Origin of the sequence: Campylobacter sp. RM16188 (assembly GCF_012978795.1) — a bacterium.
Lineage (GTDB): Bacteria > Campylobacterota > Campylobacteria > Campylobacterales > Campylobacteraceae > Campylobacter_A > Campylobacter_A canis.
The window spans coordinates 67,850-92,124 of record NZ_LIWQ01000010.1 but is presented as its reverse complement, the minus strand read 5'-3'; the positions used below and the strand labels follow the sequence as shown (position 1 = coordinate 92,124).

General features: G+C 38.8%; 22 protein-coding genes. 15 read left to right on the top strand and 7 right to left on the bottom strand.

Going from position 1 to position 24,275, the window contains the following annotated elements:
- Positions 1 to 101 precede the first annotated feature (101 nt).
- The gene (locus tag CDOM16188_RS07425; protein ID WP_172200971.1) at positions 102 to 539 is read right to left on the bottom strand and encodes a DUF302 domain-containing protein; all 438 of its coding nucleotides are present in this window, start codon (positions 537 to 539) and stop codon (positions 102 to 104) included.
- Between the two features lie 87 nt (positions 540 to 626).
- Between CDOM16188_RS07425 and CDOM16188_RS07420 the strand changes: the two genes are divergently transcribed.
- Positions 627 to 1,364, top strand: a complete 738-nt coding sequence (locus CDOM16188_RS07420; protein ID WP_172200968.1) for a sulfite exporter TauE/SafE family protein — start codon at positions 627 to 629, stop codon at positions 1,362 to 1,364.
- A 6-nt stretch (positions 1,365 to 1,370) separates the two neighbouring features.
- Here CDOM16188_RS07420 and CDOM16188_RS07415 read toward each other — a convergent pair whose 3' ends face one another.
- From CDOM16188_RS07415 to CDOM16188_RS07405, 3 genes are all read right to left on the bottom strand, one after another.
- Positions 1,371 to 2,891 (bottom strand): disulfide bond formation protein B, encoded by a 1,521-nt coding sequence (locus CDOM16188_RS07415; RefSeq protein ID WP_172200965.1) that lies wholly within the window; start codon positions 2,889 to 2,891, stop codon positions 1,371 to 1,373.
- 9 nt (positions 2,892 to 2,900) lie between these two features.
- Positions 2,901 to 3,068: a dihydroneopterin aldolase gene (locus tag CDOM16188_RS07410; protein WP_169942241.1), complete on the bottom strand. Its 168-nt coding sequence runs from the start codon at positions 3,066 to 3,068 to the stop codon at positions 2,901 to 2,903.
- A 135-nt stretch (positions 3,069 to 3,203) separates the two neighbouring features.
- The gene (locus CDOM16188_RS07405) at positions 3,204 to 4,799 is read right to left on the bottom strand and encodes a class I SAM-dependent methyltransferase (protein ID WP_172200962.1); all 1,596 of its coding nucleotides are present in this window, start codon (positions 4,797 to 4,799) and stop codon (positions 3,204 to 3,206) included.
- 109 nt (positions 4,800 to 4,908) lie between these two features.
- On the opposite strand from CDOM16188_RS07405, the gene uvrA reads away from it, so the two are divergent.
- From uvrA to CDOM16188_RS07360, 9 genes are all read left to right on the top strand, one after another.
- Complete coding sequence (gene uvrA, locus CDOM16188_RS07400) at positions 4,909 to 7,767, top strand: excinuclease ABC subunit UvrA (RefSeq protein WP_172200959.1); 2,859 nt, start codon at positions 4,909 to 4,911, stop codon at positions 7,765 to 7,767.
- Entirely contained in the window at positions 7,748 to 8,674 is a 927-nt protein-coding gene (locus CDOM16188_RS07395; protein ID WP_172200956.1) for a hypothetical protein, read from the top strand. The genes uvrA and CDOM16188_RS07395 overlap by 20 nt, the downstream gene beginning before the upstream one ends.
- Complete coding sequence (locus CDOM16188_RS07390; protein ID WP_172200953.1) at positions 8,671 to 9,111, top strand: pyrimidine dimer DNA glycosylase/endonuclease V; 441 nt, start codon at positions 8,671 to 8,673, stop codon at positions 9,109 to 9,111. Before CDOM16188_RS07395 ends, CDOM16188_RS07390 begins: the two co-directional genes overlap by 4 nt.
- Complete coding sequence (locus tag CDOM16188_RS07385) at positions 9,090 to 9,923, top strand: DNA alkylation repair protein (protein ID WP_172200950.1); 834 nt, start codon at positions 9,090 to 9,092, stop codon at positions 9,921 to 9,923. Before CDOM16188_RS07390 ends, CDOM16188_RS07385 begins: the two co-directional genes overlap by 22 nt.
- A gap of 81 nt (positions 9,924 to 10,004) precedes the next feature.
- Positions 10,005 to 11,603, top strand: a complete 1,599-nt coding sequence (locus tag CDOM16188_RS07380; protein WP_172200947.1) for a hypothetical protein — start codon at positions 10,005 to 10,007, stop codon at positions 11,601 to 11,603.
- A 127-nt stretch (positions 11,604 to 11,730) separates the two neighbouring features.
- The gene (locus CDOM16188_RS07375) at positions 11,731 to 12,318 is read left to right on the top strand and encodes a DJ-1/PfpI family protein (RefSeq protein WP_172200944.1); all 588 of its coding nucleotides are present in this window, start codon (positions 11,731 to 11,733) and stop codon (positions 12,316 to 12,318) included.
- A gap of 74 nt (positions 12,319 to 12,392) precedes the next feature.
- Positions 12,393 to 13,202, top strand: a complete 810-nt coding sequence (locus CDOM16188_RS07370) for an HDOD domain-containing protein (protein ID WP_172200941.1) — start codon at positions 12,393 to 12,395, stop codon at positions 13,200 to 13,202.
- A gap of 90 nt (positions 13,203 to 13,292) precedes the next feature.
- Complete coding sequence (gene polA / locus CDOM16188_RS07365; RefSeq protein WP_172200938.1) at positions 13,293 to 15,941, top strand: DNA polymerase I; 2,649 nt, start codon at positions 13,293 to 13,295, stop codon at positions 15,939 to 15,941.
- Between the two features lie 92 nt (positions 15,942 to 16,033).
- Positions 16,034 to 16,849 carry a DUF2971 domain-containing protein gene (locus tag CDOM16188_RS07360; RefSeq protein ID WP_172200935.1) on the top strand — a complete coding sequence of 272 codons (816 nt, stop codon included), beginning with the start codon at positions 16,034 to 16,036 and terminating at the stop codon, positions 16,847 to 16,849.
- A 7-nt stretch (positions 16,850 to 16,856) separates the two neighbouring features.
- Here the strand turns inward: CDOM16188_RS07360 and CDOM16188_RS07355 are convergent, their stop codons facing one another.
- Positions 16,857 to 17,522 carry a response regulator transcription factor gene (locus CDOM16188_RS07355; RefSeq protein WP_172200932.1) on the bottom strand — a complete coding sequence of 222 codons (666 nt, stop codon included), beginning with the start codon at positions 17,520 to 17,522 and terminating at the stop codon, positions 16,857 to 16,859.
- Positions 17,523 to 17,971: 449 nt separating this feature from the next.
- Here CDOM16188_RS07355 and CDOM16188_RS07350 point away from each other — a divergent pair, with 449 nt between their 5' ends.
- Complete coding sequence (locus CDOM16188_RS07350) at positions 17,972 to 19,639, top strand: anaerobic C4-dicarboxylate transporter (protein WP_172200929.1); 1,668 nt, start codon at positions 17,972 to 17,974, stop codon at positions 19,637 to 19,639.
- A gap of 143 nt (positions 19,640 to 19,782) precedes the next feature.
- Here CDOM16188_RS07350 and flhB read toward each other — a convergent pair whose 3' ends face one another.
- Together flhB and CDOM16188_RS07340 are read right to left on the bottom strand one after the other, a co-directional pair.
- Complete coding sequence (gene flhB, locus CDOM16188_RS07345) at positions 19,783 to 20,859, bottom strand: flagellar biosynthesis protein FlhB (protein WP_172200926.1); 1,077 nt, start codon at positions 20,857 to 20,859, stop codon at positions 19,783 to 19,785.
- Positions 20,860 to 20,872: 13 nt separating this feature from the next.
- Positions 20,873 to 21,037 (bottom strand): hypothetical protein, encoded by a 165-nt coding sequence (locus CDOM16188_RS07340; RefSeq protein ID WP_172200923.1) that lies wholly within the window; start codon positions 21,035 to 21,037, stop codon positions 20,873 to 20,875.
- 222 nt (positions 21,038 to 21,259) lie between these two features.
- Here CDOM16188_RS07340 and CDOM16188_RS07335 point away from each other — a divergent pair, with 222 nt between their 5' ends.
- The 4 genes from CDOM16188_RS07335 to obgE all read left to right on the top strand — a co-directional run bounded on the left by CDOM16188_RS07335 (position 21,260) and on the right by obgE (position 24,233).
- Positions 21,260 to 22,294, top strand: a complete 1,035-nt coding sequence (locus CDOM16188_RS07335) for a cytochrome-c peroxidase (protein WP_172200920.1) — start codon at positions 21,260 to 21,262, stop codon at positions 22,292 to 22,294.
- 145 nt (positions 22,295 to 22,439) lie between these two features.
- A complete protein-coding gene (gene rplU / locus CDOM16188_RS07330) occupies positions 22,440 to 22,754 on the top strand; it encodes a 50S ribosomal protein L21 (RefSeq protein ID WP_169942268.1) in 315 nt (104 codons plus the stop codon).
- A gap of 11 nt (positions 22,755 to 22,765) precedes the next feature.
- The gene (gene rpmA, locus CDOM16188_RS07325; RefSeq protein WP_169942270.1) at positions 22,766 to 23,023 is read left to right on the top strand and encodes a 50S ribosomal protein L27; all 258 of its coding nucleotides are present in this window, start codon (positions 22,766 to 22,768) and stop codon (positions 23,021 to 23,023) included.
- Between the two features lie 157 nt (positions 23,024 to 23,180).
- On the top strand, positions 23,181 to 24,233 hold the full coding sequence (obgE, locus tag CDOM16188_RS07320) for a GTPase ObgE (protein WP_172200917.1): 1,053 nt from the start codon (positions 23,181 to 23,183) through the stop codon (positions 24,231 to 24,233).
- Positions 24,234 to 24,275 lie beyond the last annotated feature (42 nt).

Genomic DNA, 24,275 nt, shown 5'->3' with positions numbered 1-24,275 from the left:
TTTTATATGCATAAAGGGCTGAATTTAGGTCGCTAAAGTAGAGTGCGCTGAGTAAAAAAGATTCAAATTTAAGCGGGCTAGACCTCAAAAGAGGTCTAGGATTATTCCGTTAAAGCTTTGTGGAAATTTGCTTGTATTCCGCTTATTTTTTCGACTATGTCGCAGTTTTGAGCGCCGTATCTTTTAGCGATATTTTTGATATCCTCATAAGCTACGGTTGTTTTGCCTGCGTCTTTGTAGATTAAAAATTTCAGCGGTAGCTCAAGCGCGATTTGCGGTTCGCACTTCATTAAAAGCGTTCCGACTTTAGGTGCGCCAAATACCACCACGCTGGTTTCAGTCATCTCAAGACCTGCCTCTTTGGCTAGTTTTGAGTGGTTAAATACGTCAAAAAGCATAACTCCTTTTTCTTTAAGAATATTGCTAAATTTAGCTACCGTTTCATCTACGCTTAGATTGTTTGTGCCTTTTATAAGCATGCTTTCACCTCCAAATGCCAGCGACGCTATCGCAGCTACCGATATGAGCAGTTTTTTCACCTGTTCTCCTTTATAAATTTTAGATTTAGATTAAAACGTAATTATACTTTAACAAGCTTAATGCTAAAATTTGCCAAAAGGTTAAAGATGTTTATCGGATATGTTTTTTTGGGCGTTTTAGTCGGTTTTGTTTCGGGATTTTTCGGTATCGGAGGCGGCGCGGTAGTCGTGCCTGCGATGATACTTTTGGGATACGATATCAAATACGCAATCGGTGTTAGCATAATGCAGATGGTATTTAGCTCCATCTTTGGCTCGTTTGTAAATTTACGCTCCAAGATGCTTGATTTAAGACCCGCTTTGGTGCTTGGGCTCGGGGGATTTTGCGGTGCGCTTAGCAGCGGATTTATAGTCTCTCACTTTTCGTCTAAATTTCTACTTGGCGCGCTTATTACCGCTCAGATGATAAATTTAACCAAGCTTTTAACCAGCCCGCTTGAGCCAAAAGGAGAGCAAAACAGCTCGCAAATTTTACTGTTTGCCATAGGACTTATCACGGGAGCGGTTGCTATTAGCGTGGGTATCGGCGGATCGGTTTTTGTTATGCCAGCACTTATCGGCTTTTTAAACTATGATATCAAAAAAGCAGTCAGCACCGGGCTATTTTTCGTAGTGTTTAGCTCAACTGCTGGCTTTATCAGCCTTGCTTCGCATGGGCTGGTTCATTACGATATAGGCGTCGCTATCGGAATTGGCTCTTTGTTTGGGGTGTATTTTGGCGTAAAGACATCGCACGCCATAGATAAAAAGAAACAAAAATACTGGATGATCGCTCTTATAACGACCATCCTTGTAATTACGATTAGAAAATTTCTAGCCGCTTAAATTTTATTAATTTAGCGTAAACAGCGTGTTTTTACCATCTTGGTAGCTTAAGATATTCATCACGCCGTCTTTAAAGAATATGCTTCTTGCGTTTTTGATCTCGCTTGGAAAGGCTATGGTCTTTATCACTTCTTCAGCTTTTGGATCGATTACCGCGATAACGTTGTGATTTTTGCTAAGCGCGTAGATTAGCCCGTCTTTATAAGTCATTGATGTTACGTAAAGATCGCCAAGGGTTTTGCCATCCTTTAAATTTGCACTCGGTGTAAATTCGCCCGAAAGCGTGCGATCGCTTAGCATAACTTTTGAGATAACGAATTTTTTCTGATCTTTGTTGTTCGGAACTGTCGCAAGATATGCGTATTTGCCGTCCGTTGTCATACTTGCGATGTGATGAAATTTGGCTCTTACAGTGTCAATTCTTCCGCGTCCCAAGCCTTTGCCTTGACCTTCAAATTTATCATTTCCTCTTACGAAATCCGCATACTGAAGCGCTTCGTCTGCATTTGGATTTTTAGCAAATCTTAAAAGAGTTTTGTTTGAACCCATTAGCATAAATTTATCATCCATAAAAGGTATCACGCCTATGATAGGATCTACTGTTGCCGAGAAGTAAGGATCTATCTCAAAATCGCTCGTAACTTTGAAATTTTCGTCCATAAAGAATACTTCCCATTTTGAACTTGCCACAAATTCACCGCGAATGAAATCAAGCGAATTTATAGGCTTGCTAAACTCAAGCTCTTTTTTGGAAGCTATTTGGACATTTTCGTCGATATTAAGAGGCGCATTGTTTGAGTTGTTATCAAATTTTACGCCAAGCTTTTCGCCGGCAGGAGCAAATGCGTAATCAGGTGCTTTCACGTCTCTTTTTCCAAGGAAAGATATGCTGTTCCAGTGTTTTTTATATCCGCTATCGCTCCAGATGATGTATTTTGGATTTAGCGTAAAGCGCACCGGATCGCCTTGTCCGTAATAAGGGGGAAGTCCGGTACTAACGAAAGCTTGAAATACGTTTGAAGCTACGATAAACGCTGAAATCATAAATGCGTAAAGAGCCGGCTTTGAAATCTTTCTTATGCTTTCTCCGTCAAGTTCGTCCTCAAATGCGCTAAATTTAGGAGCGAATAAAAATATCACGCCAAGAATCAGCACTACCGCCCAAAATACTACTTCCGCCCAAAAGTATGTATGAATTCCAAAAATCGCAAGCCCAAATCCTTGGTCAAGATCTCGGTGAGCGTGTATGCCAAAGTGTGCAAAAGACTGCCACAAACCAAACCCGGCCATAATCAAAATCATCGCAAGATATCTTGCTTTCATTCCGTATCTAACGATAAAAAACGCCATGACACCGATAAATATCATCGCCTCTCTTTGACCCCAGCAGAGTGTGCATGGGCTATCTTTTAGCGCGTAACCAAAGTACAAATTTGCTATTCCTACGGGTAGTAAAATTATCAAAAACCCCGCTAAGCACATAAGCGTATAGAAAAATTTAGCTTTTTTAATCTCTTGTGTTCTCATTTTGCCTCCTTATAGGTTGATAGTCGTAAGCAAAGCCGCCGACTTGTGTCCTATATAAAGATACATCATAAATAGCCAAGAGACTACGACCAGACCGAAGGCGAGCTTCTCTTTTTCCGGTTTTTTAATGATGATAATCATAGCGATTAGAATCATTAGAAGTTGCAAAAACTCCATATTTTCTCCTTTTTATCGATTTTTTATTTTCTAAGCGATACGATTTTAACTAAGTAAACTTTAAAATAAAATATTAATTTAGATTTTTAAAAGAGTGTAAAATTCGGCGAGAGGATAAATTCTCGCCGAGAAGATTTAAAAATTTTCAAACAAATAAGCTGAGGTTAGCTTGTTTTCAAGATCTTTTATATAGTCTTTAACGGCTTTGTCAAATTCCTTTTTGGTTTGAGTTTTTACTTGCGAATTATCGCTCGTAAGCGTAAAGCTAAGACCGCGTTCTTTGGCAAATTTTGCGGTTTGGTTTATGATATCTTCGATTGTATTTTTGCCATTAAATTTAAGCGCTATAAATGCATCGAAATTTGATAAATCCAGCATATTGTTAAACTCATTGGCATTCATTATTACTGGATTATCTTCCGCGCTAAAATATTCAAAATATCCTCTAATGCGCTCTTTTAGTCTAGTCTTACCGTGCTCATAGACTATCTTTGGCTTTTCATGAAGGCTAAATAATGCACAATCGGCGGATAAAATTTCCATAAATCCCATATATGCGGATTTAAGAGAGTTTTCATTGTCTTTTAAAAGCTCGGCAACTTGAGCGAAATTTATACTTGCCGGAAATACTTCGCTAAACACCTGATATAGCCAGTTGTAGTTTGGTTTCATCTGTTGATTTTTGATGCTTACGTAATTGCCGTCTTTTTGTTTGACAAATAGCGAAACGATATAAAGTTTACTAAGTTCGTTAGGACCTATATCCACGTGAAAATCCTCTCCTATTAGCTCTTTGTGCACGATGAGACTTTTTCTAAATACTTTATTTGTGAAAAAATCAATAGCCTGCTCCTTGTCTATCCTATTTCTGAAATTTGCATTGATATACTCATCAAAGCCTTCCAGTCCAAGATCGGCTTTAAATACGTCATCAAGGTTTACATCCGTTAGGTAAGCAAGCTTGTTGTCGTCAAGATTTTTTGCAAAATCTTTAAAATATATAGGATTGTTAAAAATTTCTAAATACTCATGCACTATGTAGGAGTCTGATTTAGAGTCTTCTATGCCTTGTATATGCTCTAGAAGTAGCCTTGCATTTGTAAAATCGGCTTTCACACCGTCTTGAGAGCAAAATTTCATATACTCTTTAAAAACAGTTAAGAGCTCTTTTGCTTTGTTTGCCTTTACTATCTCGCTCTCGTCTTTTAATTCTTTTGTTCCAAATATCAAAAAATCCCTGATGATATCTTTTATCTTCCAGCCCGGATAGACATTATAGCTTACATAGGCGATGCCGTTTTTACTAAGAAGCCTCTTGATGCTTTTTAGTATCGCGTCTTTTACCACATCAGGAACCCAGCTATAAACTCCATGGCAGATGATATAGTCAAATTCGCCAAATTCTTTTACATCCTCATCGCTTAACTCACAGATATCCTTTTGGATAAATTTTATATTATCCACACGCATCTGTTTTGCAAGCTCTTTTGCTTTATTTATCTGAACTTCGCTTAGATCTATGCCGACAACTTTAGCGTCTGGATTTGCTATAGCAAAAGGAAACAAATTCCCGCCATAGCTACACCCTATCTCTAGGACTTTTGCGCTTTTACTACTTGGCGGAGCAAATGATAAAAACGAAGCCACAGCTTCCATTCTTAGCGGAGAGCATTCCGCAAATGCGCTTGAAAAATAGGGGAGATTGTCGTATGAATTTTGAATTTCTTTCATTAAAACCACCTTAAAATATTTTTATTGATTATATCTTAAATTTTCAAAATTAATCAGATATTTATACCGCTTTGATTAAAATAAATAACTTAAAATTTAGGCGATAATCATGAACGATACAATCAAAATCACAGGTGCCCGCGAGCACAACTTAAAAAATATAAATTTAGAAATTCCAAAGAACAAATTGGTAGTTTTTACGGGGCTTTCAGGCTCTGGCAAGAGCACTCTAGCCTTTGATACGCTTTATGCCGAGGGACAAAGACGATATATCGAGAGTCTTTCTGCTTATGCAAGGCAGTTTTTGGATAAGGTCGGAAAGCCTGATGTGGATAAGATCGAAGGGCTAACGCCGGCAATCGCAATCGATCAAAAGACCACAAGCAAAAACCCTCGCTCTACAGTCGGCACGATAACCGAAATTTACGACTATCTAAGGTTGCTTTATGCACGCGTCGGCATTCAGCATTGTCATCAGTGCGGCAAGCCAATCTCAAAGATGAGTGCAAGCGATATCATAAACGAAATTTCAAAGCTTCCTAAGGGCGCTAAAGTAGTGATTTACGCTCCGCTTGTGCGAGAAAAAAAGGGAACTTGGGCGGACTTAATCGAAAATTTGCGCGCAAAAGGCTTCGTAAGAGCCCAAATAGACGGTGTGATGGTAAGGCTTGATGAGGAAATCGAGCTAGCTAAAACTAAAAAGCACACCATAAAAGTCATAGTCGATCGCTTGGTTATCGATGATGAAAACCTTCAGCGTCTGGCTCAAGACGTAGAGAAGGCTTTGAGCGAGAGTTACGGCGAAGTCGAGATCGAGATAACTAATGCCGACGAGTTAAATTTAAAAGAGAAATTTATACATTACAGCGAGCATATGGCGTGCTTTGATTGCAAAATTTCATTTACTCCGCTTGAGCCGCTTAGCTTTAGTTTCAACTCTCCAAAAGGAGCTTGCGAGCATTGCGACGGACTTGGAATTCGCTACAGCCTTGATATGAATAAGATAATAGACGAGGAAAAAAGCGTAGAAACCGGCGCTATCAAGCTACTTTACGGCTACAATATGAGCTATTATTATAAATTTCTGCTTGCATTTTGCGAACAAAACGGTATCGACACCAAAAAGCCATATTTTGAGCTAAGTGAAGATGAAAAGCGACTTGTGCTTTACGGCAACGCAAAAGAGGTTGAGTTTTTCTGGAAAAGACACAAGATAGCGCGTAAATTTGAAGGTGCGGTAAAGATTAGCTACGATTTATTAAAAGACTCCAAGGATTTTGGCGAGTATATGAGCGAAAGAGGCTGCTCTGAGTGCGGCGGACACAGGCTTAGACCGCAATCTTTAGCCGTGCGCGTAGCGGGGCTTGGGATCGGTGAAATTTTGGATATGAGTATAGAAAATTGCGTTGCGTTTTTCTCAGACTCTAGCAAATTTGACTACCTAAGTGAGCAAGATGGCATGATAGCTTCGCCTATCTTAAAAGAGATAAACGAGCGACTTTATTTTCTTTATGACGTGGGGCTTGGCTATCTCTCGCTTGGACGTGATGCCCGCACGATAAGCGGTGGCGAGGCGCAAAGAATTCGTATCGCAAGCCAGATAGGAAGCGGGCTAAGCGGCGTTATGTACGTGCTTGATGAGCCAAGTATCGGACTTCATGAAAGAGACACATTAAAGCTTATCAAAACTCTTAGAAATTTGCAGTCAAAAGGCAACTCCGTAATCGTGGTAGAGCATGATAAAAAGACGATAGAGGAGGCTGATTTTGTAGTTGATATCGGTCCTGCAGCGGGTAAATTCGGAGGCGAGATTATATTTAGTGGTGATGTAAAAAGCCTTATGCAGACCAACACCTCAACAGCTTTATATCTAAGCGGTGAGAAAAACATCAACTATCAAAAAAACAGAAAACAAGAAAAGTGGATAGAAATTTCAAACGTAAATATCAACAATATCTCAAATTTAAGCGCTAAATTTCCGCTTAGAAATTTAGTCGGTATTACGGGCGTTTCGGGTTCGGGCAAAAGCTCGCTCATACTTCAAACCCTGCTTCCTGAAGCACAAGAGCAGCTAAATAGAGCCAGAAAAGTTAAAAAGATAGCGGGCGTGAATTTAAGCGGACTTGAAAATTTAGATAAAGTTATCTACCTTGACCAAAGCCCCATAGGCCGCACGCCACGCTCAAATCCTGCGACATATACGGGTGTGATGGACGAGATAAGAAATCTCTTTGCGCAGACCAAGGAAGCAAAGCTTAGAGGCTATAAGATCGGGCGCTTTAGCTTTAACGTCAAGGGCGGCAGATGCGAGAAGTGCCAAGGTGAGGGCGAGATAAAGATAGAGATGCACTTTTTGCCCGATGTGATGGTGGTTTGTGATGCTTGTAACGGCTCCAGATATAATGCTCAGACGCTAGAAATTTTATACAAAGGCAAGAGTATTGCAGATGTGCTAAATATGAGTATCGATGAGGCGATAGAGTTTTTTAAAGCGGTTCCTAAAATTTACGCTAAGCTTAAAACCCTGCAAGACGTCGGGCTTGGCTACATTACGCTTGGGCAAAACGCAACCACACTAAGCGGCGGCGAAGCTCAGCGCGTGAAGCTCTCAAAGGAGCTTGGTAGAAGCGATACGGGAAATACGCTTTATATACTTGATGAGCCTACTACGGGACTTCACTTTGCCGATGTCGATCGCCTTACGCAAGTGCTTCATCATCTAGTCGAGCTTGGAAATTCGGTATTTGTGATCGAGCATAATATGGACGTGATTAAAAATTGCGATTATATAGTTGATATGGGACCTGAGGGCGGCTCAAAAGGCGGTAAGATTATCGCTAGCGGAAGCGTAAAAGAGGTGGCTAAAAATCACAAAAAAACAGGCTCTTACACGGGTAAATTTTTAGCCCAGGAGCTTGAGGATATGAAGGCTAAAAAGAGCAAAAAAGATGCAAAGAATACTCAGTGAGTATCTTGAAATTTGCAAGCGCATACTAAGTGTAGCAAAGAAGCAGGCTGGCACACAAGACTATATCGCCGAAGTCATAAATCAGATTTCGTTTAGGCATACAAAAGAGCTTTATGAAATTTGGTTTAAGGAGTGCCTTGAAAAGCGCGACTGGAAGGACTTAAACAGCCTTATATTTCAGCAAAACCGCTTGGAACTCATACCGGGAAGCGCAAGCGGATATGACCATTGCATTAGATTTTCTAAGTTGCTAAATAGCGTTGCGTGCGGTGATTTTGAAGCTGTTAATCAAATAATCCCGCAAGACATCGTAGCTAGCAAAAACGGCTACACGCTGCTAGTTGTGGGTATAAATTTGTTTTTTGCGATGTGGTATAAAAATGAGGTTAAGCTTGAGATGTCATTAAAGGCGGCTAGGAAATTTATAAACTCAAAAAAGCCTGCTAACGAACGAGCTCAAATCGCCGCCATGATAGGAATTTGCGATAAGGATGCGGAAGCGATAAGCGAGAATTTGCAAGCCTTTTGCGCGGGATATAATAAAACAGACGTTTTGCCTTACAAAAAGCTGCTTTGCATGCCTGCGCACGGCATTTACTGCCTTGCTAAAATTTTGCTTGACGAGGAAATTTTTAGTCAAATAAAAATGCCAAAATATAAAAATTTCTCTCGCGAATTTGCCGCTTGGCGAAACGACAATCAAAAGCCTAAGTTAAATTTATATTTTACCTATCCAAAAGAGCTTGAAATTTTTAACCAAATTTTTATGCATCCGCCCGTAAAAAGCATGCTTCATCAGCCATATAAAGATCACGAGCGACTGCCGTACTGGTATATGGATGAAAATGCTATGGTAACGGCTCTTGCAAAGCAGATAGTAGATAAATTAAGGAGTGAGACAAAATGAGACTTTGGATGATCAGTCCTGTTTATCTGGACGCAAAAGGTTTGGTAGCGCTATGGAGGGAGGCGCTTTTAGCAAAGCACGTTTTAAATGGGCTTACAAAGGGATACAAAAATCATCCGCAACTTGATAGATTTTATGCACATGATAATCCCAAAGAGCTTATAAATGCCTATTTGCAAGAAGTTTATGAGGAGGCCTTAAAAAGAGGATATAAATTTGACAAAAGCAAGATAGACGTCTTTAACAGCCAGAATTTATCGCCGGTGCAAGTTACAAGCGGTCAGATAGAGTATGAATTTGCGTTTTTGCAAGATAAGCTAAGAGTGCGAGATAGCACTATGTATGAGCGAAATTTACGCGTGAGCGAAGTTAGGATAATGAGTATTTTTAAAGCCGTAAATGGAGATGTCGAGCCGTGGGAAAAGATAAAGAGGTAAAAGAAATTCAGCGTAAAGGCGCAAGATCGATAAGCGAAATTCCTATCGAAATTTTAGAGCGGTTAAATTCAGGCAAGATCCAAACGGCAAATTTGACCGAATGGCTCGCAGTAGATCAAGAAATTTTGCTTGCAAACGTGCTTGTACAAATAAACAAAAGCGAATTTTTAGAGCAAATTTTAGCTCAGGTTAAAAGCCTTAAAAACAAAAGCGCAAATTCCGTCAGCAAGACGATTGGCGCCGAGCTTTTTAAGATTACAAGCACGGATAAAAGCGGACAAATTTTAAAAGCTTTTAGCACACACAGATCTGATACGGTGAGGTGTTGGGCGGCTTATATGACGGCTTGCGATGAGAGACTTGATATAAGCGCTACTCTTAACGCCATAAAGCCGTTTGCAGAGGACTCTCACTTCGGCGTTAGAGAGATCGCTTGGCTTTGCGTGAGAGGTAAAGTCATCTCAAATTTAGACAAAAGCATAGAAATTCTCTCAAAATTCGCACTTGATAAAGACGCTAATATCAGGCGATTTGCAAGCGAGGCTACAAGACCGCGCGGAGTTTGGTGCGAGCATATATCGGCACTTAAAGCCGAGCCTTGGCGCGCACTAGCCATACTTGAGCCGCTTAAAAGCGATAGCTCAAAATATGTGCAAGATAGCGTGGCAAACTGGCTAAACGACGCGAGCAAAACGCAAGCTGAATTTGTGCGTGAAATTTGCTCTCGGTGGAGCGAGCAAAGCAAAAGCAAGCAGACCGCATATATCGTAAAAAGAGCGCTTAGAACGCTAAATAAAAACTCAGGTCTTTAAAAAATTTGTTTGCATTGTGTAAAATTTAGTAGTGTAAAATAATCCCAAATATCAATCCTAGCGGTTCATCAAAGGAGCTTTATGAGTAAATATAGAACCTCGCCGTGGTCAGATGGAGAAAGCTTTGATAGTCCTGATGGAAAATTTAGGCTCTCGTATTTCGCTTGCACCGAAATTGCGATGGGTGGTCCAACTTCGGGCGAAACTTGGCTATTTGATAAAGAGGGCAGATGCAAGATGCTTGGAGACAGCACTGCTCCTGCTATCATATGGTTTGATGACTCAAAGTATCTTGCTTATGCTAAATGGGATGGTAAGTATTCTCAAGATATCATTATGATAAGGCTTGAAGATATGGCTATAAAGCAGACTGAAGGTGAGTCAATGATGATATTTGAAAGCTTTGAAGGTGGAATTTTAAAGCTTTTTTACGACCATGAGCGAGATAAACGCGTTATGGGCAGTTTATATGTGCCAAAAAAGGAGATAGTAGCAAACGCGGATGAGCTCTTTGCAAATGAGCCTATCGGCGAAAAAATGCAGCTTAAAATCCCATCTCCTTACAGCTACTACATAAGACTAGTTAGCCCTAACGGTAAATTTACGCTTGAGTATGTAAGATATGATAGCCGTAGAAGTATGCGCGGTAGAGTTTGGCTAAGCGGGGAAGGAATGGCGCGAAGAAAGCTCGAAGATAATGCTAAAGGCGCCATTATGTTCTCTAACGACTCCAGATATCTTGCATATGTGAAGCGAGTGGGAAATGCTAAAAAGATTATTATCATGCGCCTTAGCGATATGAAAAAAGTGGAGGAAGGTGGTACATATTGCTTTGAAACGATGTTTGAGAGCTTTGAAGGGGGAATTTTAAAAGTTGATTATCCGTTTGGATATGAGTATGATGATAAAATTCGTTTAAATGCCGATGATCTTTTTAAAAGGCTTGATAAAAGATCTGATATGGAGTGTATAAAGGAGTTTAGGATCAAAAACTATCCTTTTAAGAATACTCCGATCGTTAGAGTATTTGACGAGTATTTTACCTATCTTATCTTTGAAGAATTTCCTATGAATGACGAGAGATATTTTAGCAAGCAAGAAGAAGAGAGCCTTAAATACAGGCTATCGCGACTACTTGATGTGCGAGTAGATGAGGAGGAGGACGGTAAACTTTTTGTGATCTATTCTAATGACTTAGGGGTGGCTCAAAAACTCGTGAGATTTTTGGAGTTTAGAAAGAGAAGATGGATAGACGCTACTTCCGTACTGGCACACGGTGGTGAACTATTTTGTTTTGAAGAGGCAAAGTATCTATTTGATGAGATACATTGGAAGTATAAAAGTCACTATTTTAAGCTTTTATTCGGAGATTCTTTTTTGCGGTTTGGCAGGACTGAAAATAGCGAAATTTTAAGAGTGGAAATTTTGCTTAATAGCGATGATAATATAGTTGCGACTAAAGAAGTTTCTAAAAAAGAGGCCTTAAAACTCATTAAATACTATTTCGATCATGACGATGTGGGCGATATCTCTGATTTTAAGACCGAGAAGTTAAGCGACCCCAAAGATGATACAAATGAATACACAAAGAATTCTCGTCTTAGCAATATGCAGATATTTAGCTTGATATGCGCAGCAGCCTTTGTTCTTGGTGCAGGATATATCTTGTGGGATTTATAGATAAATTTTAGGATGCGAGCTTCATAACGGCTTTAGCTTTTATGGGTTAATGAAACTTGAAATTTATTAAAAGATATAAAAAATTTATTAACTTTCTTCACGAATTTTAGATATTTAAGGAAAATCCATGCAGCACATAAACGTCTTGCTTTTTGATGATTACACCAGTCTTGATGCGCTTGGACCGCTTGAAGTGTTTTCAAGGCTTAAGCAGCACTATGAGATAGAGTATTTCTCTCTTTACGGCGGAGCGGTTAAAAGCTCCGTAAATTCTCAAATTTTAACTCGTAAATTAAGCCAAATAAAAAGCCACGACATCTTGCTTGTGCCTGGCGGATTTGCGACAAGAGAGCTTATAAACGATGAGAAATTTTTAAGCGAGTTAAGAAATTTAGCCGATATGAGCAAGGTTGTTTTAAGCGTGTGCACGGGGTCTGTTTTGTTAGCTCGTGCAGGAGTTTTAAAAAACAAAAGAGCCACTAGTAACAAATCATCTTGGGAATTTGTAACCTCTGCAAGCAAAGAAGTAGAGTGGATGAAGCCCGCCAGATGGGTTAAAGACGGCAAATTTTACACTTCAAGCGGAGTTGCTGCGGGAATTGATATGGTGCTTGGGTTTGTTTCTGAAATTCACGGCTTGCAAACCGCACGTGATATCGCCAAATTAATGGAATACATCTGGAATGAAGATATGAATTTTGATCCTTTTGCGTGAAATTTACAAACGAAGTGAAGTTTGTTTATAGTAAATTTTTGCTACAATTTCTTAAATTTTCGTAAGGACAAAAGATGATAGAAGAATTTAAAAAAAGGATCAAAACTCTCCCTCCGCTTCCAAAGAGCTTTCAAAAAATTTTAGATATTTGCAATGACGACAACGCCGGTGTAGGAGAGCTTGCAAAGGCTATAGAAAGCGATCCTATGATGGTTGCTCAAATTTTAAAAACTGCAAATTCTCCGCTTTACGGCTTTAACAGGCAGATAAAAACAACTCTGCAAGCCGTTAGTCTGTTTGGCAAAAGTATGACCAAATCCTTAGTCATGAGCTCAACCGTGCAGGGTATGCTAAAAGTAAGCGTTGAGCCTTACGGAATTAGCCCTGAGCAGTTTGTAAATATCTCAAATTTGCAAAGCGTGATCGCAAAAGCGTGGTTTAAGCGCATAGCTCCTCAAAAAGCCGATGATCTGTTTTTGTGTGCGCTTCTTCAGGATACGGGCAAAATTTTAATCTCCGATGAGGTCATAAGACGCGATGAGGTGATGTATTTTAAAGACGATATCGCTATGAGCTTTGATATAGGCGCGGTTGAGATGAATAACTTTAACACCACGAGCATTCTTATAACTGCCGATATTTTTGATCATTGGGGATTTGAGCAAAGCATTATAGAAAACATCAGACACTCAAACGATCCTAAAAACGCTCCTGATGAGTATAAACAAACGGCTTGGGCGCTTTATATCATAAGAACTCTTGCAAATCCAAAGCATCAACTAAGCGAGATAGCAACTCAAACGAGTCTAAATTTAGCCAAAGAAAACGGATTTGACGAGGAAATTTTAAAAGAGGTTATAAGCGAAATTCAAGATAAAATGTAACATCGCTTTTGATTTGAGGCGAAGCTTTTTCGCTTCAAATTTAGCTTTAAAAACTCTTTTTAATAAAATCTGCAAATTTAAGGAAATACAATGAACGGCAAAAAAACTCTAACGATAATCGATACTTTCGGCTTTTTTTTCAGGCTTTATTATGCAATGCCGAATTTAAAAAACCGTGACGGCAAGCCAAGCGGGATGATAAGCGGATTTGCAAATTTTATTATGAATTTAAAAAACGAATTTCAAAGCGATTATATTATCTTTGCGCTTGATAGCAAGGGCAAAACGCTTCGCCATGAGATCGCGGGCGATTATAAAGCCAACCGCCAAGAGCCACCCGCACCGCTAAAAGAGCAGCTTCCTATCTGTATAGATATGATCGAAAAAATGGGTCTTTGCTCGTTTAGCAAGGAGGGCTATGAGGCTGATGACATCATAGCAACTGCCGTTAAAATCGCAAAAGAGCAAGATATCTTCGTGCGAATCGTAACGCACGATAAGGATCTTTATCAGCTCATAGAAGACGGCAAGACAAGCATTTACAGCCCGCAAAGCAAAATCGATCACGATAGTGCAAGTTGTGTCGAAAAATACGGCGTTTTGCCTAGTCAAATTCGTGATTTTTTAGCGCTTACCGGAGATAGCTCGGATAATATACCGGGCGTTAAAGGAATCGGCGCAAAGGGAGCTAAAAAACTACTTGACGAGTTTGGAAATCTGGAAAACATATATGAAAATTTGGCATTTATAAGAAACGATCGCACCAAAGATATGCTAGTAGAGGGCAAAGAGAGTGCGTTTTTAAGCAAGAGACTAACATCTCTTTTTGATGATGTTGTCGATGTGATGGATTTTGAAAAGGCGAAATTCCCGTCGTCAAATCCGCTTTTAAAAGTCGCCGAACTACTTAGAGAGTATGATCTTAACCGTATCTTAAAATCGCTTCAAAACAGCGATGAAAATGCCGAATTTAAGCTAGGGTTTAACGCTCATCTTTTAACGGAAGAAAGCGAGATAGAAAGGCTGCTTGAAGATATATCTCATGATACTATCGTGGCTTTTGATACCGAAACTACAGGCATTGACGCGGCAAACGCCAAGATAGTCGGCTTTAGCTTTTGTTTTAACGACACTGATAGCTACTACGTGCCTATTGCGCACAGTTATCTTGGCGCACCTAAGCAGGTGAGCCTCAAATTTGCGGCTTGGGCGGTAGCTCAAATTTATAAAGGTTGCGTTATCGGGCAAAATTTAAAATACGATTTTAAGGTGGTAAAACAAAATTTAGATCTCAATCCGCCTGCAAATTTTAAAGACACGATGATCCTAGCTTGGCTTAGCGAGCCCTCGCAAGCGGTCGGAATGGACGCTTTGGCAAAGCGACTTTATGACTATGATACGATCAAATTTGAAGATGTAGTGAAAAAGGGAGAAACTTTTGCGAGCGTAAATTTGGAAAATGCGGCAAAATATGCAGCCGAGGACGCTTGGATAACTTTAAAATTTTATAAAAGCTTTTTAAATTTGCTAGATCCAAAACTCATAAAACTTGCCAATGAGCATGAATTTCCTTTTATCTTGACGCTTTTTGATATGGAGAACGAAGGTATCAAGCTAAATACGCAAAAAATGCAAAAGCTCATCTTGCAAAATGACATAAACATCAAGGCTTTAACGGCTGAAATTTACGAACTAAGCGGGGAGAGCTTTAATATAAATTCGGTTAAGCAGCTTGGCGAAGTGCTGTTTGAGCACTTAAAACTGCCTGCAAAAAAGAAAACAAAAACCGGATACAGTACCGACGAAGCGGTCTTAACCGAGCTTCTTAGCGAACATCCCGTGATAGAAAAGCTACTTGGCTACCGTGAGCTTTATAAGCTTCAAAGCACGTATTGCGAGCCGCTTTTAAGCCTAGCTAAAAAAGATGAAAAACATAGAATTTACACCAATTTTATGCAAACCGGCACCAGCACGGGTAGGCTTTCAAGCAAAAATCCGAATTTGCAAAACATCCCCGCTAGAGGAAGCCTTGCTTACGAGGTTAGAGAGACCTTTGAGGCAAAGGAGGGCTTTAGCTTCGTAGGACTTGACTATAGTCAAATCGAACTTAGACTGCTTGCGCATTTTAGCAAAGACAGCGCGCTTCTTGAGGCGTTTGCAAACGATGAAGATATCCACGCGCGCACGGCGATTAGTATATTTGGCGATGCAAGCGGAGATAACCGTGCGGTTGCAAAGAGCATAAATTTCGGTCTTATCTACGGTATGGGCTCAAGCAAACTCTCAGGGCAGGTCGGTATCTCGCGCACTGAAGCAAAAGAGTATATAGAGCGCTATTTCAAGGCTTTTCCAAGCATTAAGGGCTTTTTAGAAGGCATTAAAACCGAAGTTAAAAATAACGGTTTTGTAAAAACTCTGCTTGGCAGAAAGCGGTTTTTTGACTTTAGCACGGCAACTCCTATGCAAGTAGCCATGTATGAGCGCGAGGCTGTAAATACGATATTTCAGGGCTCTGCGGCAGATATCATAAAGCTTGCGATGGTAAAGATCAGAGAAATTTTAGATGCTAGAGCTAGGATGCTGCTTCAAATTCACGATGAGCTCATCTTTGAGGTTGAGGATAGCTATGCGCAGGAATTTGGCGAGCGAGCCAAAGCGATCATGCAAGATATATATAAACTCAACGTGCCTCTTAAAAGCTCGCTGAATATAGCTAAAAATTGGGGCGAGCTTAAGTAAAGAACTCATTTTTATGATTTATTTAGTTTAAATTTGGCTTTTAATTGAATTAAGATTAAAATTTAGTTTGTGTATTAGAGAGAAAGTATGCTATGAATAAAAATTTATTAGATATTGATAATTTAACTGAAGGTATAATGAAGGATAATGAAATCAATGATATTAATTTGCAAAAATATTACAAATTAAGACGGTTTTTGAGTGCTTTGCGTAATGACAAATTTACTTTTCAAAAGCCCTCAAATTGGGATGATCCGTTTGAAGATTTTATTTCAAAATTAACAAATTATTCAAAGTATGCTTATGTGAATAGACTTGAAATTTCTCATGGTATTTATGCTATGTCTACTTTGAATAAAAAGATTGAAAGTGAAGCCATGTGGAAAAATTTTGCAAATTCAACTGGTGTTTTAGTACATACCACAACAAGAAAAATAATAAAATCCATAATTAAGTATTTAATAGATAATGATTGTTTTAAAGATAGGAATTTACATTTTAGTGGTAGAGATGTTGAAAGGCAATTAGTAAACTCAATAAAAATAAATAAGATTGAATATATGACAGACGAGAAAATAGCAAATTACTTTAAGCAAGCTACTAATAAAGAGCAATTTGATTATGGTCGATTAGCTTTTAATGCATTGTCTATTAAGAGAAGAGAGTATGATTATGAATCAGAATATAGGGTATTTATAGTACCAAAGCTTCTTGGATTAGAAAAGGTAAAATTGTTGCATATCGGGTATTTTAAAGAGACTATAGATAAGGTGATCCTCTCTCCTTTGGCAAACGATGTTAGAATAATACGATTAAGCAATATTCTAGAAAAGAAATATGGAATACACAATATTGAAAAATCTCATTTGTATGATTTAGAGTATTTTAAGAAAAAATTTGATTTATAGTATTATGCTATTCAAGCTGCATTTTATATCCAATCCCTTGTACGTTTTTTATTAGCTTAGGGTAAATTTTACTCCTTAAGCGATTTATGTAGTTGCGTATGGTTTCGGGCGAAGCGAATTTGCCTTGCCATGTGTAAGATTCGATGGTCTCATAAGATATAACTCTGTTTTTATTGTTTGCCAGCAGGTTTAAAAGTCTTTGTTCTGTTCTTGTTAATTCAATCGCTAGATCTTCTTTAGCTAAAATTTTAGCTTCGATATCATATGTAAAGCCGTTTTTAAGATCTATTAAATTCGCTCTATCATCTCCCTTTTCCTCGGATAGAGCCATTATCATTGATATTAAAAGTTGCTGCTTGTCAAAAGGCTTTTTAAGGAAAAATTTGCTGTTTAAGCTTATGCTTTCTATTAAATTTTGCTCGGTATCATAGGCGGTTATAAATATTATAGGCACTATTTTATCGACTTTTCTTATTTGCTTAGCCGTATTTATACCGCTCATATAAAGCATATTTATATCGCTTATTATCAGGTTGATCTCATTTAAATTAAACTGCTCAAGTCCGTCTTCGCCGTTTGTCGCCTCATAAATTTTATGAACAATAATATCCTCTCCAAACGCACCGTGAGCCAAAAACATAGCGGTGAATATAAATTTTAAAGATCTGCTCATCTTTTCTCCTTTTTAAAATTTTAATGCGGTGATCGCACTTAATAAGTATTTCCTTAAGGTAATTTGTTGATATAATTTTAAATTACAAAAATAAAAAAGTATAATTTCTTACTTCTTGCAAAAATAAGATTAAACGATAGTAAGTCAATAAATTCAAGTATCTATTCTCAGTATTTTTTGTAAATTTACTTGGTAGTCAAATTTAAGTTTAGTAATATCTGAATTTGGCGATTGAGTATTTTAAAGTAACGAATTTTAAAGATAAATTCGTTATTGATATTATCGTTAAGTTTCAAAATCGGTTTTTAACGATAATATTTTTTGTTTGTTAATAATCTTAAATTATCTTATTAAAAAATAAATTTAATAAAAACTATAAATTTAAGCTAATTAACCCCCTATGTTTGCTAAAATTATTGCGGAACAATAATATTCCAAAAGGAGAATTAATGGAGTTTCTAACCGGTTTAAGCGAAGGCACTCAGTTTGCCATTCAGCTTTTAGTTGTTCTTATTTGTCTGTTTTACGGAGCTAAAAAGGGCGGTATAGCGCTTGGTTTATTAGGCGGTATCGGGCTTATCGTTTTGGTTTTCGGATTTCATATACAGCCTGGCAAGCCCGCAATTGCCGTTATGCTTACCATACTTGCCGTTGTCGTTGCGAGCGCAACTTTGCAAGCAAGCGGCGGACTTGACGTTATGCTTCAAATAGCGGAGAGAATTTTAAGGAAAAATCCAAAATATGTAAGTATCCTAGCGCCTTTTGTAACCTGCTTTTTAACGATACTTTGCGGAACCGGACACGTTGTATATACTATTTTACCGATAGTTTATGATATAGCGATTAAAAACGGCATTCGTCCGGAGCGTCCTATGGCTGCAAGTTCGGTATCTGCACAAATGGGAATCATAGCAAGTCCGGTTTCGGTGGCTGTTGTAACCTTAACCGCGTTTTTGGTAAATGCAAAGACTCCTTTAGCCGGCTTTGACGGGTATATCGATCTTCTTAAGATAACGATACCTTCTACGTTTTGCGGTGTTTTGGCTATCGGAATTTTTAGCTGGTTTAGAGGAAAAGATCTTGATAAAGACGAGGAATTTCAAGAAAAAATTAAAGATCCTGAATTTAAGAAATATGTTTATGGCGAAGGAGTGTCTTTGCTTGGACAAAAGCTTCCTCAGTCAAGCTGGAATGCGATGTGGATATTTTTAGGAGCTATCGCAATCGTCGCACTTCTCGGATACTTTAAGGAATTTCGCCCTGCATGGCCGAAATCAAGCCCTGCGAAAGTTGTTGAGGTTGTAGCTGACGGCAAGACCGTAAAGAGCTTTAACATAAAAGACGGCAAAATAGTCGCGATAGTAAAAGACGGCAAGATCGAAGAGAGCGTTGTTGCAAGTAAGGCAAAAAGCTCTATGAGTTATGAAAATATCGAAATTTACGCCAAAGACGGCAAGCTGACTCAAAAGTTAAGCGCTCAAAACGGAGGCGTGGAGTTGATAGAAGAGGGCAAGAGCGAAACCATAGCTTCGGCTAAAATTTTAGTAAAAGATAGCGTTAAAAAGCCGGCTCCTATGGGCATGGTTGATGTTATTCAGATTTTCATGCTGCTAGCCGGAGCGCTTATCATCATCTTTACAAAAACGGATGCGAGCAAGATCAGCAAAAACGAAATTTTCCGCTCGGGTATGATCGCACTTGTTGCGGTGTTTGGAATTTCATGGATGGCTGAGACGATGTTTGCCGTGCATACTCCGATGATGAAAGAAGCTCTTGGCGATATCGTTAAACAGCACCCTTGGACGTATGCGGTTATGCTGCTTTTAGTTTCTAAATTCGTAAATTCCCAAGCCGCCGCACTGGTAGCTTTCGTGCCGCTAGCTCTTGGTATCGGCGTTAGTCCTGCGATCATCCTTGCGTTTGCACCTGCTTGCTATGGATATTATATACTTCCTACCTATCCAAGCGATCTTGCCGCTATCCAGTTTGACCGCTCGGGAACTACCAAAATAGGCAAATTCGTTATCAATCACAGCTTTATCATACCCGGTCTTCTTGGTGTGTTTGTATCTTGTGTGGTTGGTTATATCTTAGCCGGAGTATTTGGCTACTTATAAAATTTAAGGGAGATTTCTCCCTTAAATTTGCTTGTCGGCACTTTGTAATTTCTTGAATTTATGTAAATTTGCGCGTTTTAAAAATATCGGAAATTATTTCCTAAAGCCTGTTGCCGCTTGAGTGGATGTTGAAATTTGTATATTTACCTAAGCCTATCGCCAAATTTGCTTTTATCGCTCATATAAACAAAGCTTAGCACCTCCGCAACCGCTCTAAAAAGCTCTGCAGGGATCATATCGTTTATATCACATACCTTATAAAGCTCTCTTGCAAGGGGTGGATTTTCTACGATTTTTACTCCATTTTTGATGCCTATATCTTTTATCCTAAGGGCTAAGAAATCAACCCCTTTAGCTAGAACTATCGGAGCTTTTTCTTTGGTTTTGTCATATCTTAACGCTACCGCATAGTGTGTCGGGTTTGTGATGATAACATCGGCTTCCGGGATATTTTGCATCATCCTTTTGCGGCTTGCTTCCATTTGAAGGCGCCGAATTCTAGCCTTAACCTGCGGATCTCCCTCCATCTGCTTATATTCGTCTTTTACTTCTTGTTTTGTCATTCTTAAATCTTTAAAATACTGAAATCTTACTATCAAGACATCAATTAGTCCTATCGCAAAAAGCACTATAAGCATGACAAAGGCGAGTATTATCATCTTTTCTTTTAGCCACTCAAGCTGAGCTATCATAGGTAAAAATATAGTATGCGGAAGCTCTTTTATGAAGCTTAAAAACATAAAAAACCCTACGCTAAACACGATCGTAACTTTTAAGGTCATCTTGATGGATTCGATAAGTTTTTTTAGAGAAAATAGATTTTTAAGACCTTTGAGCGGATTTATTTTGTTTAAATTCGGTTCAAGAGGTTTTGTGGTAAATATAAAACCAAATTGGATTAAATTCGCGATAATTCCTGCGATAGCCACGCAAATGGTAATCGGCAAAATCATCAAAAGAACCCTAAGTATCGTATCGATAGCGACGGTATAAATTAATTTTGCGTCTATCTCTTGACCTATCAAGCTTTGGTAATATCTATAAAGGGCAAAAAACTGATCACCAAGAAAGCCAAGGAGTAAAATTACTGCAAAAATAGCCACAAAAAGAGTTATAAAGCCTGCTAAATCTTGGCTTTTGGGGACATTGCCGTCCTTTTTTGCGTCCTCTATTTTTTTGGAGGTGGCTTCTTCGGTTTTTTCCTGATCGTTTTCTGCCATGGTCTAATCGCGTTTAAAATTTAAGCCAAGCGGCTTGGTTTATAGTGATAGCTGCTACAATTTTATCACGCCTGATTGAGCATTTGTACGCAGGCTTTTGGGATATATTTTTATTTGCTAGTAGAGTGAAATTTGATAAATTTGGATTGGTATTTGGTCGCGCGATAAACTTTGTCATGAAATTTCCTTTTTTGGTTTAATGATTATATCAAAACTGCTTTGTATTTTTAAATTCGTAAATTAAATTTTAAATCAAAATTTCAAATAGTAATAAGAGATATTTTATCTTATTTAAGGAAAATTATTTAAAAATAATTTATTATAACTAATAAAATTTATTAGAAATTAATTTAAAATGTTTTATCATTGTCACTTTAATTTTTAAATTAAAGGAGTAGTTGTGAAATCTAAGATTTTATTTTTAGGTTCGGTTGTTTTGGCGAATTCTCTTTTTGCCGATAGTCTGATAAAAGAGGCGCTTGATTCTGGTCTTATCGCGATTCCTAGCGATTCTAAAGCTCTTACAAAGATGATAAACGATGCTTCGCCGGATTCCAAGCAGTATCCTACGACAGAAGCCGCTTATGAGCTTGGAAAGAGGCTTTATTTTGATCCTCGCCTTTCAAAATCAGGTATCATAAGCTGTAACACCTGTCATAACTTAGGTCTTGGAGGCGTTGATGGAGTGCCTGCATCAACAGGTCACAAATGGGTTCCAAACCCTCATCATATAAACGCACCTACCGTATATAACTCCGTTTTTAACTCGGTTCAGTTTTGGGACGGTCGCGCGGAGCACTTGGCTGCACAAGCGGCGGGTCCTATGACGGCTTTGCCTGAAATGGCTTCAACTCCTGAGCTTGTCGTAGATAGACTAAAATCAATCCCCGCTTATGTAGATGAGTTTAAAAAGGCGTTTAACAGCGAGATAAATTTCGACCTTGTAACTACGGCTATCGGTATTTTTGAAAGAACACTAGTAACCCCTTCAAGATTTGATAAATTTTTAGAGGGTGACGCTAATGCCTTAAATTCAGCCGAGAAAAAAGGTCTTAAAGTATTCATTGACAAAGGATGCGCTACCTGCCATAATGGCGTAAATTTGGGCGGAACTCTTCAGCCGTTTGAAGTTGCCGCAAAGTATGAATTCGCAAATGTAGGTGATTTTAAAGGTGACGCAAACGGAATGGTAAAGGCTCCTACACTTAGAAACATCGAGCTAACCGCTCCTTATTTCCATAACGGCGCTATTTGGTCGCTAAAAGATGCGGTAAAAGCTATGGGTAGCATTCAGCTTGGAATCGAGATAAGCGAGCAAGAAGCTAACGATATGGTAATGTTTTTAAATTCCTTAACAGGAACTATGCCAAAGGTTGAATATCCGATGTTTCCTGCTTCGACAGATAAAACTTCAAAGCCTGAATTAGACTACTAAAATTTATGATCGGGAGGCTATCCTCCTGATTAAATTCAACTTAAATTTATAAAAAAAAGTATATAATCCACTCCTTACAACCAACAAAGCTCCATAAATCTTTTTTAAAAGTGCTTTTTGGTAACTTACCAAAGAAGGGATAGCAATGTCAAAATATGCTATTATAAAACACGGCGGAAAGCAGTATAGAGTGAGCGAAGGTGAATACCTTAAGCTTGATCGCTTTGAAGCCGAGCCAAAAGCAAACATCGAAATAAACGAAGTTTTAGCTCTTGGCGGAGATGAAGTGAAGGTAGGTGCGCCGTTTGTTAAGGGTGCAAAAGTTGTCTTAGAGGTCGTAAATTTAGGTAAAGACAAAAAAGTCGTCATCTATAAAAAACGCAGAAGAAAAGACTCTAAATTAAAACGCGGTTTTAGAAGACAATTTACTCGCGTTAAAGTTTTAAGCATACAAGCCTAAGGAGATAAAGTATGGCACACAAAAAAGGTCAAGGTTCAACCCAGAATAACCGAGATTCCATCGGTCGCCGCTTAGGCGTTAAAAAATTCGGAGGCGAATTTGTTCGCGCCGGCAATATCATAATCCGCCAAAGAGGCACAGCAACTCACGCTGGAAGCAACGTAGGTCTTGGTAAAGATCACACTATATTTGCATTGATAGACGGATTTGTTAAATTCGAAAGATTTGACAAAAAAAGAAAAAAAGTTTCCGTTTATCCTGCGGCTTAAATTTTTAGGAGAGTTTAACTCTCCTATATTCTCAACTAAATTCTAATAATTTTAATAAAAGTTCAAAAAACTATTTTTGTTTATCTTTTTAATATCCATAAAATCAAATTTTAATCAACAAAAAGCTATAATGAAAAGAAAAATTTAAGGTAAATTTATGTTTATAGATAGTGTAAGTTTGACATTAAGTTCGGGGCACGGCGGAGCAGGTGCGGTTAGCTTTCGTCGAGAAAAGCACGTTATACTAGGCGGACCTGACGGCGGAGACGGCGGAGACGGCGGAGATGTGTATTTTATAGTTGATAACAACTCTCACACGCTGGCAGCCTATAAGGGTAAACGCGCCTTAAAAGCTCAAAACGGAGAGTCCGGTATGGGTCGCAGGATGACAGGAAAAAAGGGTGAAAACCTCGAACTAGTAGTACCTCCCGGAACTGCAGTATATGATGCCGATAGTGGCGAGCTTTTGCTTGATTTAACGCAGCAGGGTGAGCGCAAGATGTTTTTAAAGGGCGGCAAAGGCGGACTTGGTAACGTTCATTTTAAAAGCTCGACCAACCAAGCTCCCGAATACGCTCAAAAAGGCACTCCGGAAGAAATTTGCAATGTTCGTCTTGAGCTTAAGCTCATAGCCGATGTAGGTCTTGTAGGCTTTCCAAATGTCGGCAAAAGCACGCTCATTTCAACCGTTTCAAACGCCAAGCCGCAGATTGCCAACTATGAATTTACGACGCTCACGCCAAAGCTCGGTCTTGTAGAAGTCGATGAATATAGCGGCTTTGTTATGGCCGATATCCCTGGCATTATTGAGGGAGCAAGCGACGGAAGAGGGCTTGGAGTGCAGTTTTTAAAGCATATTGAGCGGACTAAAGTTTTACTTTATATGCTAGATCTTGCAAACTACCGAACCCTTGAAGAGCAGTTTGGCACTCTTAAAGCCGAGGTTGGCAAATTTTCAAGCGAGCTTGGCGGCAGGGATTATGCTATCGCACTTACTAGGCTTGATGCTTGCGAAGAGGTGGATAAAATTTCGGGCTTCATTAAGAGTCTTGGGCTTGGAAATGATCTTTTAAGCTACAAGCAAGACGTATATGAATTTGATGCTGCCAAGCCGTTTTTTATTATGCCGATATCGTCTGCAAGCGGGGAAAATATAAATGAGCTTAAATTTAACCTGCTTGAGCTTTTGCAAAAAGACAAACTCAAATAGTTCGTTTGGTTAAATTTTGTGCTTAAATTTGCTTTTTATAAG